We start from the raw sequence: 18,091 nt of genomic DNA, 5'->3' as shown, positions 1-18,091 counted from the left end.
ATGAGTCAACAGCCCCCGCGCGCGATGTCGCGTCTGGCGTCGGGTGTGGCCGCCGCGGTGATGCTCGCCGTGTGCTCGGCCGCCTCGGCACAGACGCCGCAGGGCGCGCCGAGCATGGAAGAGCGTCTGCGCACGCAATTGCGCAGCACGACCGAGCAACTTCAGCAGGCGAAGAACGAACTCGCCGCGCTCAAGGCCGGCGGCGCCACTGCCGGCGCGCCCGGCAAGGACTCGCCCGAGGCGCTGAAGAAGGCGCTGCAGGAAGCCCAGCAGCAACTCGCCGCAGAGCGTCAGGCGCGAGAGCGTCTCTCGCAGGACGCACGGGCGTCGCAATCGGAGGTGAAGGCGGTGGCAGACAAGGCCAACGTGCAGATTGCTCAGTACCGTAATGCCTACGACGAACTGCTCAAGCTCGCGCGTCAGGCCGACGCGCAGCGCAAGCATCTGGCCGACGAGACGGCGGCACAGCGTGTCGCGCTCGCGATGTGCAAGGAGAAAAACGATCGCCTCTACGCCGTCGGGCAAGAAATTCTGACGGCTTACGAGACGATGGATGTGGCGACTGTGGTTGCGGCGCGTCAGCCGTTCGCCACGCAGGCGCGCGTGAAGTACGAGCAGATCGCTCAGCAGTACGGCGACAAGCTCTATGAGGGCAAATTCGACGAGCAGCAGGCCGCTGCCGCCATTGCCGCAAAGCCGGCCGAGACGGCGGCGGCGTCGTCGGGTGCGTCGGGTGCGTCAGCAGCACCGGCATCACCGGCAGCAGTACCGCAGTAATACCGCAGGAAGACCGCGTGCGGCGAGGGGCGTCGACGGCGCGCCTCGCCCTGAATTCGCATAACGATAGTTCGAGGACCACTGGCATGAACGAAGAGAACACGACGCAACACGACAATCACGACGCCGAGCGAGCCGGTGCGCCGACGTCTTCGAATACGACGTCGCCCGCAGACATCATTACGTTCGTCACGTCGTCGCAAGTGGCCGATGCCATTCGCGCGGCAGGTTGCGCGGTGTCGGTGCAGCAGGACGATCTGGTCACGCGACTGCACAGCGCGAGTCACGGCATCGGCTATCAGGTGCACTGGGGCAATCAGGCCGGCGCCGACCAATATCTCGATTTCACGCTGAGCTGCCCGCTGCGTGTGCAGGGCGGCGATCTGCCCGACGGCCTGATCAACGAGTGGCATCGCTCGCGCCGCTTCGCTCGTGTGGCGGCGCATGGCGAATTCCTCGTGCTCGAGATGGACGTCATCGTCGCGGGCGGCGTTTCCCCCGAATTCCTGAATTTCTCGATGCGTCTCTGGGTCGAGATGATGGGGCAGTTCTTCCTGCACCTTCGCAACTTCACGCAGCAGGCTACCGGTCAGGTCCCGGGCGCCGAAGCGTCGGGCGAAGGCCGTGTTGCGGCACCGGGCGATACGCTCGCAAGCGGCGATGCGCAGGTACCGATGACGCTTAACTAAAGCGTCGCCGCGCGGCGCATCTTTTGCGCGTTTCTCGCCTGAGCCTCGGGAACCTCCCGCGCGCGGTTGTTTCACGTCCAGGTAGACGACTGGTTTGCCCGTAACCTGCCTACACCCCGTGGGCGCGTTACGGGCGTTTTTCGTGGGCATTCCGAAGGGGTTCCGGCATGCCAGACGCCGTGCAATGCGGCATGATCGGCGGCACTGTCAAAGTACCGTCACAATCGCCCACCAGAATTCTCAGGAATTCTTACAAATTATTAGTGGGCCTACGGGGAAACGGCTGACGCCTTGACGCGTTGCCGTGCGCTTTGCCTGCCGCAGAGGTTCCGCCACTCCCGCCATCTTCGACCGCCCGCCATGCAAAGGCCAACCGCCAGACATGATCGTTATCGCTCGTTCTCCATGTTTGCGCTTCGCGGCTGCGAGCGTTCTGGCGGGCGGGCTGCTGTGCAGCATGCTGGGCGTCGCCCCCAGGCGCGCATCGGCGGCGGCGCCGCAGGCGCAATCGTTTGATCTCCCGGAGATGCCCTTGAAGGACGCGCTCGCCCGCTTCGACGCGCTCACGCGTATGTCCGTTTTCTACCCGTCGTCGCTGGTAGAGGGGCGTCGTTCGCATGCCGTCTCGGGTCTCTACTCGCCACGCGAAGCCCTCGACGAACTTCTCGAAGGCACGGGGGTGACAGCAGAAGCGACGGCGCAGAGTGCGTTCGTACTCGCCCCGCTGGGTACCGCTGATACACAGCGGGACGTGGCGCGAAGCGCGGCGCGGGCGGCGAACGATTACCACGCACGCTTGCAGGCCAAGGTGTTGCAGGCCCTGTGCGCGGCGCCGTCGCTTTCACCAGGAGAATACCGCCTGGCGATGACGGTGCAGGTCGACGCCAGCGCCCGGGTGTCACGGGTTCGCTTGCTCGATACGACGGGAGATGCTCGACGCGATGCAGCATTGCTGCGCCGCCTTCAGGGGCTTGACATTGGTATGGCGCCTGCCGATACGTCGCAACCGTTCGTGCTGTTGCTGGTGCCCGCCGACTGCCGGGCGACGTCGGCCATGTGCGCACCGTCGCCGTGTCCGGCGAAGACGGAGCGATAGATGGTCGACACGCCCCGGGCTTTCCTGCGCGACTTGCTGACGCAGCGTTATGAGGATCTCAAGCGCAAGCTGACCTGGCGTCTGGGGTCGGCCGAACTGGCGAGCGATGCCCTGCACGATACATGGGTGCATCTCGACGATCGGGCCGACCGTCAGAACGATGTGAAGAGCCCGGGCGCGTATCTGATGCGCATTGCCATGAACATGGCGTTCGATCGTGTGCAGCGCGAGCGCCGGTACATGAGCGACGACGAGATCGATGCGCTCCTGACAGAGTTCGTGGATCCGGCGCCGGGCCCTGCACAGACGGTGGAAGCGCGCGACGAGATCGCGTTGCTGGAGCGCTTGCTCGCCACCATGCCGCCGCGCCGCCGCGCGATCTTCATCGCGGTGCGGGTGCACGAGATGTCCAATGAGGAGGTGGCGCGCCGGTTCGGTGTGTCGGCGCGTCTGGTCGGCCTGGAGCTCAAGCGGGCTCACGAGTACTGCATGGCCCATATGCCGAGGACGGAATGAACGCAGGATTGCCGATGGCGTGCGGGAAAACCGTCTCATGGAGTGAGACCTTCCGTCTCATGCGAGAGGTAACGCCATGAGTTCACAACCCAACGCCACGTTGCCGCCGAAGCGGCGTCTCGATTCGCTTGAGCGTCAGGCCATGGCCTGGGTGCGGCGCATGGCATCCGGTGAGATGACCCATGCCGACGGCGAGGCGCTGCGCGAGTGGGCGCGTCGCGACCCCGGCCACGCGAAGGCGCTGGCAAACGCGCGTCGTCAGTGGCAGCACCTGACGCACGCGGCGCATCAGAGCGCATCGGTCGCCGCGGCGTGTGCGGCGCCGGCAAGGCCGGTGGCACCGCCGCGAAGCGCAGGGCGCGGCTTCAACCCTCGTCGCCGCTGGTGGCTGGCGGGCACCGCCGGGGCGTTTGCGACGGCCGCTGGCGTTGCCGCGATCGGTGGGCCGCTTGGCCTGTGGCAGGGCGCGGCCGCGTTGCACGCGGATTACCGCACCGGCACAGGTGAGCAACGGACTGTGGCGCTGGCCGGCAACGTATCTGTCGAAATGAACACGCGCACGAGTCTGGCGTTGCGCACGGGCAGCACCTCCGGTATCGATTTGCTGGGCGGCGAAGCGGCGGTCGATACCACGCGAACGTCCGCCCCGTTTGTGATCGTCGCCGGGGCAGGCCGCACGATCGCGCACCGCGCGCGCGTGGAAGTGCGCAACGTGGCACAGAAGGTGTGTGTCACCTGCATCGACGGCGTAGCCGAAGTCGTGCATACGGCGGGGCGCGTGCAATTGCGCGCGCGTCAGCAACTGGTCTATGACGAGCGCGCATTGCAATCGCTCGTGAATGTCGGCGAAGCCGAAATGCCGGCGTGGCGCGACGGTTATCTGCGATTCGCCGAAGTCCCGCTCGGCGAAGTCATCGACGAGATCAATCGTTACCGCCCGGGCAAGGTTGTGTTGATGAACGACAAGCTGGCGGCGCGCCCGGTGACGGGGCGCTTTGCGATTCGCTCGCTCGACGTGGCACTCGGGCAGATCGAGCGCTCGCTGCAACTCTCTGCACATACGTTGCCGGGCGGCATCGTTCTGCTGGGATGACCCTGAGCGTCGCCCTTCGTGACGGCCCGACCCTGTCACGAAAGATTCAAATAAATCCTTGCCGATTGGCTCGCGCCGAACGGTCTTAATCCCGAGAGCGTCAAGCGTTCGCATCGCTTGAACGAAAACCTGCCAGGGCCGTCGCTGGCGTTGTCGCGAGACAGCGTCCCACGGCCGCACGAGACGCCAGACGGGATTGAGATGACCATGCACAAGCGCGTAGTTTCCCTATCAACTCGCACGCGGCCCAGCGCACGTCTGCTGCGCATTCGACCGCTTGCCCAGGCCGTGGCCGTATTCGCCGCCAGTAGCGCCATGATCAGCGCGGCGCATGCGCAACAGGCCTTCAGTAACGCGTGGTTTGCCGCTCGTGGCGCGGCGCAATCCACCGCGGCACAGACGGGCCGCCTGCCGAACGGCATGCCGGTATCGTCGTTGCAGAATCCGGGCGAGCAACAGCAACGCGCTGCGCAAGCCGTGCAGAATTCCATCGCCAATCTCGCCACAGCGGCGCAGGGCATCGCCGCGATGCAGGCCGCGCAAAATGCTGCGCGTCAGGCAGCGGCCGCTGCGCCCGAAACCATTCCGGACGGTCTGGCCGAAGGTGGCCTGAAGGTCGACACGAATAGTCTCACCGCAGGCTGGATCAATGCGAACAAGAAGATTGCACAGGATCGCGACGCCGCAGGCAACACCAAGGTGGCGATCGAGCAAACCGGCGAGAAGGCGATCCTGAACTGGGAGACGTTCAACGTTGGCCGTCGCACGACGCTCGAGTTCGTGCAGCAACCGGGTTGGGCCGTGCTCAATCGCGTGAACGATCCGCAAGCGCGCCCGAGCCAGATTCAGGGTCAGATCAAGGCCGACGGCACGGTGATGATCGTCAACCGCAACGGCATTCAGTTCTCTGGCACGGCGCAGGTCGACACGCGCAACCTTGTGGCGGCAGCCGTTGGCATGACGAACGATCAGTTCAATCGCGGTATCTATGGCGCTGCGGTGTCCGGCGCGACGGTGCCGACCTTCGCCAACGATCTTCAGGTGAACGGTTCGAACGTGTCGCACACGGGGGCGAGCGCCGATGTGACGGTGGACGCGGGGGCACGCATCAACACTCGGCGTCCGCAATCGGTGACCGAAGGCGGTGGCTATGTGCTGCTGCTTGGGCGCGAAGCCCACAATCGCGGCACGATCGTCACCCCGTCGGGGCAGACGGTCATCGCCGGTGGCGATGCGTTCGTGATCCGGCGTGGCGTTGGCACCGACGGCAATGTGAATTCGAGCACGCGTGGCAACGAAGTCGAGCCGAAGCTGCTGCCCGGCTCGACGGCGGGGCGCGTGAGCAACAGCGGGCTGATTCAGGCGGAGCTTGGCGATATCACGCTCGCAGCGCGTCAGATCGAGCAAAGCGGTGTGCTGGTCTCCACTACCTCGGTCAATGCGCGCGGCACAATTCACCTGACGGCCGGTGGTGACAGCAATGCGCTGGTGCGCGTTGCCCCTGGCGCACTCAACGCCATCGTGCTCGACACGTCGGGCGATGCGGCACTCGATGCGCAGCGCGCGACGTTGTTGGCCGATGCAGGGAAAGTGGCGGAATCCGGGTTGTACAACCGCCGCGATCAGTCGCTAGTGCAAATCACCTCGTCTGGCGACGTCTTGTTCGACAGCGACTCGCTCACTGTCGCCACGGGCGGGCAGATCAACGTGCTGGCCACACGTCGCGCAATGGTGATGGAGCGCGCGAAGCTCGACGTCTCCGGTGCCGTCGGTGTGAAGGTGGCGATGTCGGCAAACAATGTCGAGGTCAACGTCCAGGGTAACGAGCAGCGTGACGCGCCGAGTAATCGGGACACGCATACGCTCAACAACCTGACCGTCTACATTGACCGACGCTATCTCGTGCGGGTGCCTGCCGGCACGCAGGGGTACGCCACCGATCGCTGGTACACGCCGGGTGGCCTGCTGGAAGTCAGCGGCTATCTGAACACGGCGTCGCACAGCATCGGCGAGTGGGCGGCGCAGGGTGGGACGGTGCAACTGGGCGGTGCCGAGGTGGTCACGCGCGCTGGCTCGCTCATCAATCTGGCGGGCGGCACGCTCGACGTGCAGACCGGCATGATCCGGCAAAGCTGGCTGCGCGGCACCGACGGGCAGTTGTATCGCGTCGATAACGCCCCGGGCGATTTGCGGTACCTCGGCACGTATCGCGGGTTCGAGGCCGAACACCCCCGCTGGGGAAAGCACACGACCGAGACATTCGCCACGCTGTTCATCGCACCAGGGCAGCGCCTGGAGAACGGATACACCGTGGGGCGCGACGCCGGGCGGTTGATTATCTCGGCCCCCTCTGCGGTGCTCGAAGGCGATGTCGATACCGCCATTTACCAAGGCCCGCGCCAGACACAGGCTGCCGACCGGGGGCTTTACGACGGGTATCTGCAATCGCCGCTTGCCGCGCCGCGTGCCGGCCAGTTGATCGTCGGCAAGCTCACTCCCTATTACGACGACACTGCGCTCACGTTGCGCGATAGCCCGTCGGCCATCGTGCGTACGATCGATGTCGGCGACGTTCAGGCGCTCGCGGCGGACATTGCGCAGGGGAGTGCTCTCGACACCCAGCGCGCAGGAAAGATATCGCTCGACGCGGGCTGGCTCAACCGGCAGCAGTTTGGCGGTGTGAAGCTGCTGGCGACTGACGCGCTGACGCTCTCGCGCGATATTCGTGTGGCGGACGGCGGCGACGTTGGTTTGCATGCAACGCGAGTCAACATCGACGCGGACGTGACGGCACGCGGCGGCTCGATTGCGGCGGGCAACCTTGTGCAGCGCGTGCTTGAAGCGACGAGTGGCGTATGGGGCGATGTCCCCATCGCGGACCCGGCGCTGATCGCCGGTGGCCAGCACGTCAAGGTGGCGCGTGGTGTGACGCTCGACACGCGTGGTCTGTGGAGCCGTGCAGACGATGACGAGGCAGGCATCCACGGTATGCCATACCTCAACGGCGGCAACGTCATCTTCTCGACGACCGGCGACGTGCGGGTGCAGCAGGGCAGCACCATCGATGTCTCGTCGGGGGCCGTGCGGCTCGCAGGCGGCGCGGTGCGCGGCGGCAAGGGCGGCAACGTGTCGCTGCTGGCCAGCCAGTACGACACGACTGGCAACAGCGCAGGCGAACTGCACGTCGACGGCGAACTGCGCGCTTATGGCGTGAGCGGTGGCGGCACGTTGAAACTGAATACTGGCAATGGCGTGATGATCGGCGCGCCGACGTCGCCTGGCTCGTCGCTCGACACTTCGCTCGGCGTGTCGCTTTTCTCGACGGGCTTCTCCCGCTATGACGTGACGGGCCAAATGGGTTTGACGGTAGCGGATGGCGCGCACCTCGACGTTGTCATGCCCGTGCTGAACGTCGACGGGCAAGCCGCGCGAGACACGCTCAGCGGCAGTGACTCGTCGGGAGTGCTGTCTGTCGTCCTCGCGCCGGTCTGGCAAAGCGACGCGGCCAAGGGCACGATCACGCAGCGCGCCGGGGCCGATCTGGCGTTGTCCGCCGGTTCGCAGCTCAAGCGTGGGCAACTGAGCATCGGCGACGGGGCGCAGATCGAAGTCGATCCGGGACGCAGCATCACGCTCACGAGCAACGGGCAGATGACGGTGCTCGGCACGTTGCGCTCGGCATCGGGCACGATCAGTCTGTTGCCCGGCCTGTTCGGTATGGGCGACGCGCAAGGCCGACCCGAGGGCACCTTCACACCGACATCGATCTGGCTGGGCGGCAATGCCGTAATCGACGTTGCCGCGCGCCCGATCGTGGCAAAGGACTCCTCCGGCGCGATCTCCGGCAAGGTGGCCGCAGGTGGCACCATCCAGATCGGCGCGAAGTATGTCGCGGGCGCTACCCAGGTCGAGGCGGCCGATGCGTTCGTTATCGTGCGCCCCGGCGCACGGCTCGATGCGTCGGGCACAGCCGCCGACGTTGATGTACCGGGTCAGGGACGCACGCATGTGGCTAGCAATGGTGGGGTTATCTCATTGGCGTCGGCACGCGGTCTCTATCTCGACGGCGAGATGAAAGCGGCGTCGGGCGGCGCAGGCGCCGCGGGCGGTACGCTGAACGTGGTGCTGGAGACGCTGGCTTACGGCATGGTTGATCGGGCCACGCTGCGCGGCAACAATGTGGACGATTCCGTGCGCGTGGCACACGAGATGATCGTCGCCCAGACGCAGGGCGGCAGCGCGCTCTCGGATACGCTGCGCCCGGGCGCGCTTGGCGGCGGTCTGGCTTTGGGCAACGCACGCATCGGCGTCGATCGCGTAACGGCCGGCGGTTTCGACAATCTCTCGTTGCTCGCCAACGGGATGATGGATTTCGATGGCAACGTCAATCTGTCGCTCGGTCAGAGCTTGCGCCTCACCGCAAGTTCGTTTGGCCTGGCAGCGAACGCTGCCCCGGGCGCGCAGGTCAGGCTTGCCGCGCCCTACGTGCAGCTTGCCGGCACAACCCGCCAGCAATCCGATAACTTCCTCATGCCAAACGCGGTGAGTGGCTCGAGGAACAACGGACAAGGTGCCGGGACGCTGGGGGTGCCGCTGCTCGACGATCAGGCACGTTTCGAAATCGACGGCTCGCTCATCGACGTATCGGGCCGGATGCAATTCGGCACCGCAGGGACCATCGAGACCAACGCCGGAACTCCCGTCAGTGTCTTGCGTAATGCGTTCGGCAATGTCGCCTTGCGCAGTGCCGGCGACCTGCGTTTGCTCGACAAAACCGAGGTCTATTCGCCAGGCGACATGACGTTGGCCGCCGTGCAGATCTATCCGGCACAGGATGCGAGTGCAATGATCGTCGTGGGGCAGCGCAGCTATTCGAGTGACTGCTGTGTGCGCCAGACCCAGTTGGACCCGGCGCGTGTCCTGACCATCGAGCGCGTGGGCGACACACTGTCGGCGCAGCCGTATTCGCTGTTCGGCAGTCTCACGCTCAAGGCCGGGCAGATCCGTCAGGGGGGCGTGTTGCGCGCCCCGATGGGGACCATCACGTTCGGGTCTCCGTTGGACATGGAAGTCAACGGGATCCTGACCTTGTTGCCGGGTAGCGTGACGTCTGTGAGCGCGAATGGACTCGTGATGCCCTATGGCGGTTCGCTCGACGGACTGAGTTATCTCAATGCTGCGGTCGACGCGCGATACTCGCTCGCCGGCGGCGGACCGTCGGTCGTGGTGTATAGCCATTCGTTGGCCGTGGATCCGGGGGCTGTCATCGACCTCTCGGGCGGCGGCGAAATCCGTGGCGCCGCATTCCTCACCGGCCGTGGCGGTTCCACCGATGCGCGTCTCGCGCCGCTGATGCAAGTGGTGCAGACCGGCACAAAGGGTAGTTTCCGTCTGCCCGCCCTCTCGTCCAATCCGGTATACGCCATCGTGCCCGGGGCACAGCCGGCCTATGCGCCGGTGGTCAGCGAGAACGGCGCGGGCGCTCCGCTCATGGGGCAGCAGATCACCGTCGGCGCCGGGGTGCCGGGATTGCCCGCCGGCACCTATACGCTGCTGCCGTCGACGTTCGCGTTGCTGCCCGGCGCGTATCGCGTGGAATTGCAGACGCAGTCCGCCGTGCAGGCGGGCCTCGCACCGATTGCAATGCGCAATGGGTCGCTCACGCTTCCGGCGCAATTGAGCGTGAGCAACACGAGCCTTCGCAACGCCACGCCGACGCAGGCCGTTCTGACTTCGGCAGATGTCCTGCGCACCTACTCGCAGTACAACGAGATGAGCTACGCAGATTTCGCTCGTGCTACGAGCGAGCGTGTCGGAGCACCTCGTGCGCTGATCGAGGCGGACGCCAAGCGTCTCGATCTCTATTTCCTGTCGGATGCCTACCGGGGCAAAATCGCCGATACGCCAGCGTTGCGCTTTCAGGGCTCGGCGAACGTCACCCCGGCCAAGGGCGGTTACGGCGCCAGCCTGCTGGTCACTGCGCCGTTCTCCGGCAACTTCGAGATCCTCGGTGCAGGCGCAACACCTCAGCAAGGCGACAAGTCGCTTATTTCGCTCAGAGCGGACGATCTGAACGCGATCGGCGCGGCACGCATGGGGATTGGTGGACTGCCCGTGGTCTCCGCCGATGCCACAGGGTCGATTCTCAGCGCCACGACAGCCGGGTTCACAGGCAACGCCTACAACGTTGTGCTGCGCGGTGGCGCAATGCTGCGCGCCAGCGAAGTGTTCATCGTGACGATCTCCCCCGCCAAGGGCATTACCGTCGAGCAGGGGAGCGGCATCAACACACTCGGCTTCGGCATGCCGATGTGGGATTCCACGATGGGGTATACCTACGCGCCGGGGGCGGCGGGTGTGCTGGCGGTGTCTAATGGCCGGCTCTCGATGCTGTCGCCGTTGCCGACCGGCGCACAGGATTCCTTCGGCGCAGGGTATATCGACCTTGGCGTTTGTGCGGCGGGCGCGACATGTGCAGGTGAAACGCTGCTGCTTTCCGAAGGCTCGATTGCGGTGGCGACAGACAAGCGTTTCACGATCACCGATGCCGTGCGCTACGGCACACGCCAACTGTCGCTCGCTGTGGGGCGGGTCAATGTCGGCGATCAGGCATCGCTGGATTCGCTCGCCGCATCCGGGCGTCTGGCGCAAGGACTGACGCTCAACCAGACGGTGCTGTCGCGGCTGTTACGTGGCGACCGGACCTATGGTGCGCCTGCGCTGGAAAGCCTGTCTCTCATCGCACGCGATTCGATCAATTTCTACGATTCCGTCGAGCTATCGACGATCGATGCTGCGACCGGAAAATCGAGCATCGACGTGCTCGTGCTGGGCACGCCGGCCATCTTCGGATACGGCGCGAGCGATGCACTCGCGCGTATTCGCACCGACCGGCTCGTGTGGACCGGCTCGAAGTCACCGGGGGGCGCCATTGTCGAGGGTGGGGCAGGCACCGGCAGCGGCCGCTTGTCCCTCGACGCTCGGGAGATCGAGTTCGGCTTCGGACCGGCCACGCAGCGCGACGTCAATCACGATATGAACCGCATGACAGTCGGTTTCTCGACAGTCGAACTCAACGCCAGCGAACGGGTAACTGCCAACCAGAAGGGCAGCCTGTCCGTCTATCGCTCACAGAACGGGTGGAACGACCAGAAGCAGGATTTCGATTACAGCGGCGGTGACATCGTCATCGATACGCCACTGCTCACGGGCGCGGCAGGGTCGGTGAACCGGTTTGTCGCGGGCGGTAATGTGTCGGTGGTGAACGCGAGTGCTCGCACGAAACCCGTGATCGACAACAGCCAGCTCGTGGCTGCGCTGGGGGCCGAAATCGCGCTCAGCGCTGGCGGAGCCGCCAACGTCGACACGAATGTCGTGCTGCCGAGCGGCCGTTTAACCGTCGCCGCACAGGCGGATGTGACACTGGGTGACGGCGCCCAACTCGATCTGGCCGGACGCAAGCTCGATTTCTTCGATACCAGCAAATACAGCTGGGGCGGCGATATGGTCCTGTCGAGCGCCAACGGCAACGTGCGCCAGACCGCCGGGTCGCGCGTCGATCTGTCGGCGCTGGAAAACCGGGCCGGCAAGCTCACGGTGACGGCGCTGTCACCGGCCAGCGGTGTTGTATCGATGGCGGGCAAGGTGCTCGGTAGTGCCAGCGGTCGCTACGATGCGGGTGGCACATGGGTGCCGTTCGCTGCGGGAGGCGTCGACCTCCGCGCTCAGCACATCGACGATTTCAGCGGGCTCAATGCTCGTCTGACCGAAGGCGGCGTCTTTGGCAACCGCAGTTTCCAGATTAAGCAGGGCAGTCTTGTCGTTGGCGACGAACTCAAGGCGCGTGAGATCACGCTCTCGATCGACGGGGGGCGCCTCGATGTGCTCGGCCGCGTCGACGCGAGTGGCGCACAAGCGGGCACCATTCGCCTGTCGGCGCGCGATGGCGTGAGCGTCGGCGGCAACGCGGTGCTCGACGCGCACAGTACTACGCTGCGTCTGGACAGTTATGGGCAGCCCATCGAAGCCTCCAACCGTGCGGTCATCGAGATCAACGGCAATCAGGGACGGGTGGTGCTGGCCGACGGTGCACGGCTCGATGTGCGTGCCGGGACGAGCAACGCGAATGGCACGCCCCTGTCGGTGGGTACGGTCGAGATCAGCGCAAAGCGCCTGGGCGGTGCGAACGAAGCGCAGGGCAACGACATCGCGATCGACGCGGGCGGTAATGTGGTGATCGACGGTGCGCGCTCGATCACCGTCAACGGGATGTACCGCGACACCCAGGCACCGGCCGGTACGGATGTTTCCATCGATGGCCGTCCGTATCAGGTCGTCAATCAAGCTTATCTGGACGCGCTTCACGCGCAGAACGAAACGTTCATGTCGAACGCGCTGGCCAATGGCGCGTTGCTGGCGCGGCTGGCCGGATTGCGCCGCTATACCGATGCCTTCCATCTGCGCCCGGGTGTCGAGATCGTCAGCGCGACGCCTGACGGCGACATTCACCTGGACGGCGATATCGACATGTCGCGCTATCGCTATGCGAGCCTGAACCCGAACACGCAGAAGACCGGCGTGTGGGGCAGCGGCGAGGCGGGCTCGCTGACGATTCGTGCCGGGGGAAATCTGAGCGTCTTCGGCAGTCTGACTGACGGGTTTGATACCAGTAAGCTCACGCCGGGCGCAGACAGCAAGGGGTGGGTGCTCACCAGCGGAACTGCCGGGTGGGGCGGCGACGCTGTGATCCCGGTGGGCGGGTTGGTGACGCTCGCCGCCGGCACGGAGTTCCCCGCCGATCGCAAGCTCAACTACGACGTTCAGGTGGCAGCGGCAAAGTTGCCTGCGGGCACGCGTTTGCCCGCTCGCATCACACTGAGCGCCGATCTGACGCTGCCGTTGGGCACCGTTCTGGGGGCGGCCGTGCGCGATGCGACGGGCAACGTGGTGTACCCGGCGGGAACGGCGCTGACGTCAGCCCTTACCTTGCGCTCCGGCATGCAGATCGATGCCGGCATGGTGTTGCCTTTGGACACTTCTGTGACGGCCATGCGGTGGCCTGCGGGCGCCGTGATGCCGGTGAATCTCAAGCTCGCCGCTGACGTGTTGCTGCGCAAGGGCGCGATCATTCCGGCCGAGACCGACGTTAAGTTGCCGGGAGGCGAGCTGTTCGTCAACTTGCGCCCGGCGGATGCCGATGGCAATCAGGGGCAGATCCATGCGCTGGCGCCGATGCTTCAGGCGGGCTCGGCGTCATGGTCGCTGCGGCTTGTCGCTGGCGCCGATACATCGGCTGCCGATCCGCGTGCGTTGCAGCCGTTGAAGGCCGATGGTCACCTGACGCTTGCAGATACCCACTATGGCATGGGCGTGCTCAATGTACTCAAGCCGGGGACCGGCACGCTCGGTGTCTATCGCTGGGGCCCCGATGCGGCAGAGCTGGGCGCCGTCGAGGGGGAGATTGTGACGCCCGAGGAACTGATAGCCTGGGGCATCTCCACGCCCGCGGACATCGACATGTGGAACGGGTACTACGATGCGTTCCGACTCGTGACGCCCGGCATTCCCGCCGAGTACGAGTTGAAGACGCAGCCCGCTCGAGAACCGGTCTTCAGCGTGGTGCGTACCGGCACGGGCGATCTCGACATGCTCGCGGCGGGTAACTTCACGATGAGTTCGCCGTTCGGGGTATATACGGCGGGTACGCAGGCGCGCGATGTGACGAGCGCTTATAACCTCGCACGGGCCACGATCAAGAATACGTCCGTGCTGGGGGCAGAGGGGGCGGCTTTCGAGCCCTACGTCAGCGGTGCGCAGAGTCTCTACAGCGCGTGGTATCCGGAGCATGGCGGCAATCTGTTCGTGCGCGCTCAGGGCGATATTCGTGGCGACACCGTTGGCACACGCGACGGGTATCAACGCTCGACAAGCTTTGGTGTGCCGCGAGCCGTTCCGGACGCCGGCAATCTTGGCAATTGGCTGTGGCGGCAGGGATCGGGTTCTGTGATTGCGCAGGGGGGTGTGCCGAGTGCGTGGTGGGTCAATTTCGGGACGTATGTGGTCGGCAAGGAAGACGGCTACGCGGCATTCGAGAAGGCGCCGTTCCTGGTGGGTTTCGCCGGACTTGGCACGCTCGGCGGCGGCAATGTGGTGCTCGAAGCCGGTGCGAACGCCGGCATGCTGGAGTCCCGCATGGGGGCAGGCAATAGTTACGGCCCGAGCGCGCTCGCTCGCAGCGAGGGCTTGAATGTCGCGGTAGGTAGCACCGGTCGAGTGTCGGCGGACGGTTCGCAGATTCAATTGACAGGCGGCGGCGATCTCGACGTGCGGATTGGCGGCGGTCTGAATCCTGTACGAGAAGTTCGTGCCATCACGCAGCCCGGTAGTGTGATCAGGGACTCGGCGGAGTGGCGCAATGGCAACCTTGGGCTGAACGGCACGTTCACCAACCTGCGCGGTGTCACGCGTATCGAAGCGGGGGCGCTGGGCGGTGTCGATGCGCTGTTCGGTACCACCGATTTGCGCGAGACCCGGGCGCGCGATGTGTTTACGCCCCAGATTGGCATGGCGACCGGGGGACCCACGCTGGTGCTCGGCGACTCGACCATTCGCATCGACACGCGCGGCGATCTGGTGATCGGCGGCTATGGCGATGCAACGCGCGCGCAACAGCGCACCAACGGCACGCCGTTCACGGTGTCGGGCACCCACTATAGCGGCGAAGGATTCAGTTGGTTCACGCTGTGGACGCCTTCCACAGCCATCGACTTGTTCAGTGCGGGCGGAAATCTCGCACCACTCACCGCGATGGCCGACGCGAGACCGGGGGCGAACTACGCTTCGACAGACGGCCGTTTCGTGCTGCCCGCGACACTGCGCGCGGTCGCCGCGAGCGGCAATATTTACAACGGCTTCTCCGCAACCCGTATTCTCGACGCAGAGTCGAAAGTGACGATCGGCGACACACCGGCGTTGCTGGCACCGGAGCCGGTCAGTTCGTTGTTCCGGGTGGCGCCCGACGGTGGTGCGCTTGAGATGATGGCCGGCCAATCCCTGTTCGGGTCCGGGTTCCCTATCAGTCGTTCTGCTGCCGATCCCACGGCGTTACCGACGCCGCAAAACCCTGCCTTCATGGGGGGCGTGCGCGATGCATGGTTTGGCCGCGCTTACCTCACGAACGTGCGGCAAGATGCCATCGCACCGCAACTCCTGTTCTATTACAGCCCGGATTCCGCGACGCGGTTCCCGATGTTCAGCCTGACCCAGGCGACCGTCTCCGGCTACGACTTCACCGGCATCGCGCCGGCGCGTTTCTATGCACTCACAGGCGATATCGTCGGACTGCAAACGGGCGGCATCGACTACCGCGGCAGCATAACGCCGGTCGCCGGCACGCAGCCGACCTGGTATGAAGGCAATGGCGCCGTGGCGATTCGGGCCGGGCGTGACATCGTCAACTCGGGAACGCCGCTCGGCACCTATTTGAGCACCGACGCTGACTTCGCCGGCTGGACCACCACGCCTGACTTTGCTGATCCGGTCAACAATCCGGGACGCCCGATGAGGGTCGCGTCGACGACAATGCGCGGCAACCTGATCGTGCAAAACTCGGCAGACGATATCTCCGTGGTCTCCGCAGGCCGGGACATTCTTTACAGCACGTTCTACGTGGCGGGTCCGGGGTTGCTGGAAATCACGGCGGGCCGCAATGTCTTCATGGGCGACAAGGCGGAGTTGCGTAGTCTCGGCGCGCTCGCCAACGTAAAACCCGGCGACCGGAGCAACGGGGCTGCGATTGCAGTCGCGGCGGGTGTCGGGCCGCGGGGGCTCGACGGCATCGACTTCAAGGCGTTTGCCGCCCGGTATCTCGATGCAGCGAATCTGGCGGACGGTGGACGGCCGTTCGCCGATCAGCCGGGCAAGGCGGTCGTCGTGTACGGCGGAGAACTCACGCTTTCCGGATGGTTGGGGCAGGAGTTCGGCTATCGCGGAGAGGCGGCAGGCGCCGAGGCGTTCCTCGTGACGAAGCAGGCGGAATTCGACGCGGCGAGTCAGGCCGCCGGGAGCGCAGGCGGCATCGCCAAACGGGATCTGCGTAATGAGTTCGCTCAGCAAAGCCAGCTATATCTCGTGAATTGGCTCGCGACACGCTTCGGCGGCCGCAATGCGCTCGGGCGGCATTTCGACGCGGCGTCGATGGATGCCCGTCAGTTCTTCAACGCCTTGCCGGCTGAGCAGCAGCGCGCGTATCTGCGCGACGTGTACTTCGCGGAACTGCGCGCATCGGGGCGTGAGTACAACGATGCGAGCGGCCCGCGCGCGGGTAGCTATCTGCGAGGGCGCGAAGCCATCGCCACGCTCTTCCCCGAGCTGGACGAGAACGGTGCGTCGCGCCAATACGACGGTAGTCTCACGATGTACAGCAGTGCGCTCTACTACCTGCAAAATCTGAATCGCCAACCGACGACACGTCCGGTGCCTGGTGTGAAGTATTTGACGCAGGCGCAATGGGTCGCGCGTGGCAGTCCTGCGTATGACGTTCCTCACTATGAAGTTCAGGACGCCGGTATCCATACCGACTTCGGTGGTGGGGTGAGCATCATGACGCCGGGCGGGCGTTCGCTCGTTGGCGTGGACGGTGGTTTTGTGCCGGGCGAAGGCTCCGGTGTGCTCACGCAGGGGCGCGGCAACATCGACATGTATGCGCGAGACAGCATCCTGCTCGGTCAGAGCCGCGTGTTCACCACGTTTGGTGGCAATATTCTTGCCTGGTCTGCGCAGGGCGATATCAACGCGGGTCGCGGTTCGAAGTCCACGGTGGTCTACACGCCGCAGCGTCGCGTCTATGACAACCTTGGGCTGGTCTCGCTTTCGCCGACGACACCGAACACCGGCGCCGGCATTGCCACGCTGAACCCGATCCCGGAGATTCCGCCGGGCGACATCGATCTGATTGCGCCGCTTGGCACGATCGACGCGGGCGAGGCGGGGATTCGGGTCTCCGGCAATGTGAACATCGCGGCGTTGCGAGTGATGAATGCCGAGAACATTCAGGTGCAGGGTAAATCCGTCGGCATTCCGACTATCGCGGCGGTGAATGTGGGTGCGCTCACGAATGCCAGTGCGACGGCCGCGCAGGCGGCGGCCGCGGCACAGGACGCGGTATCCCGCGATCGGGCGTCGGCGCGGCAGAATCAGCCGTCGATCTTCTCGGTGCGCATGCTCGATGCGAGTACCTCGGGCGATGTGACCGGCAAGCCGCGTGCCGATGGCGGCCGGACGCTACGCTACGATCCGGCGTCGCCGGTGCAGGTGCTCGGGCAGATGAACCTGAGTGAAGCGCAGTTGCAGGCGCTGACGCCCACGGAGCGGAAAAACCTGATGCGCTGACGCGGGAAGGACTCCTTGCCTTGTGGGGAAGTGGTTCGGCGCATGGTGCGGCTGTCCTGGCATTGCTCAGCGCAGCCGCACGTCATTTGATCGTTCTATATATAGAGGACCGGGAGGAATTTGCCGGCTTTTCAAAATAGTTTCACAAAGGGCTTGCGCAGTTCGTCGAAGGTGACTAATATCTCGTCTCTCGCAACGACAGCGACGCAGCGAAAGCGGCGACGAAGGCGAAGCGAGACGGGCTGCAAAGCCCGGTGGTTGGCGGTTTTGATGCGAGCGAGTGGCTACGGCGACGAGCGAAGAAAGTGAAAAAAACTGTTGACGACGACGAGAAGCTGCGACATAATCTCACTTCTCTGCTGCTGATGCAGCGACGCAGAAAACGAAGCGACGGCGCGGTAAGTGTGCGACGAAGCGAAGTCAGATGCGATTGATCTTTAAAAATTGAACAACCGATAAGTGTGGGCACTCGATGAATAGTGCGTCTGCTTCGGCAGATTAGCTTTAAATTTATTGAGGCTCACATAGTAA

Annotated in this window: 6 protein-coding genes; all 6 read left to right on the top strand. The window is 64.9% G+C overall.

Going from position 1 to position 18,091, the window contains the following annotated elements:
* The 6 genes from AT395_RS20180 (at position 1) to AT395_RS20155 (ending at position 17,560) form a co-directional block, all read left to right on the top strand.
* Positions 1-777, top strand: a complete 777-nt coding sequence (locus AT395_RS20180) for a hypothetical protein (RefSeq protein ID WP_048628859.1) — start codon at positions 1-3, stop codon at positions 775-777.
* Between the two features lie 86 nt (positions 778-863).
* Positions 864-1,466 carry a YbjN domain-containing protein gene (locus AT395_RS20175; protein WP_072632882.1) on the top strand — a complete coding sequence of 201 codons (603 nt, stop codon included), beginning with the start codon at positions 864-866 and terminating at the stop codon, positions 1,464-1,466.
* 382 nt (positions 1,467-1,848) lie between these two features.
* Entirely contained in the window at positions 1,849-2,562 is a 714-nt protein-coding gene (locus tag AT395_RS20170; protein ID WP_047827173.1) for an STN domain-containing protein, read from the top strand.
* Positions 2,563-3,078 (top strand): RNA polymerase sigma factor, encoded by a 516-nt coding sequence (locus tag AT395_RS20165; protein WP_047827174.1) that lies wholly within the window; start codon positions 2,563-2,565, stop codon positions 3,076-3,078. It abuts the gene before it with no gap.
* Between the two features lie 76 nt (positions 3,079-3,154).
* Positions 3,155-4,171, top strand: coding sequence for a FecR family protein (locus AT395_RS20160; protein ID WP_048628861.1), 1,017 nt, complete (start codon positions 3,155-3,157; stop codon positions 4,169-4,171).
* Between the two features lie 207 nt (positions 4,172-4,378).
* Complete coding sequence (locus tag AT395_RS20155; RefSeq protein WP_167370742.1) at positions 4,379-17,560, top strand: filamentous haemagglutinin family protein; 13,182 nt, start codon at positions 4,379-4,381, stop codon at positions 17,558-17,560.
* Positions 17,561-18,091: the final 531 nt, after the last annotated feature.

The sequence above is a fragment of the Pandoraea apista genome, assembly GCF_001465595.2.
GTDB lineage: Bacteria > Pseudomonadota > Gammaproteobacteria > Burkholderiales > Burkholderiaceae > Pandoraea > Pandoraea apista.
This window is presented reverse-complemented; position numbering and strand designations above follow the sequence as displayed.

Bases quoted from the DNA above. Each gene is read 5' to 3' on its own strand.
- AT395_RS20170 (WP_047827173.1), top strand. From the start codon at position 1,849: ATGATCGTTATCGCTCGTTCTCCATGTTTGCGCTTCGCGGCTGCGAGC.
- AT395_RS20165 (WP_047827174.1), top strand. From the start codon at position 2,563: ATGGTCGACACGCCCCGGGCTTTCCTGCGCGACTTGCTGACGCAGCGT.
- AT395_RS20175 (WP_072632882.1), top strand. From the start codon at position 864: ATGAACGAAGAGAACACGACGCAACACGACAATCACGACGCCGAGCGA.
- AT395_RS20160 (WP_048628861.1), top strand. From the start codon at position 3,155: ATGAGTTCACAACCCAACGCCACGTTGCCGCCGAAGCGGCGTCTCGAT.
- AT395_RS20155 (WP_167370742.1), top strand. From the start codon at position 4,379: ATGCACAAGCGCGTAGTTTCCCTATCAACTCGCACGCGGCCCAGCGCA.
- AT395_RS20180 (WP_048628859.1), top strand. From the start codon at position 1: ATGAGTCAACAGCCCCCGCGCGCGATGTCGCGTCTGGCGTCGGGTGTG.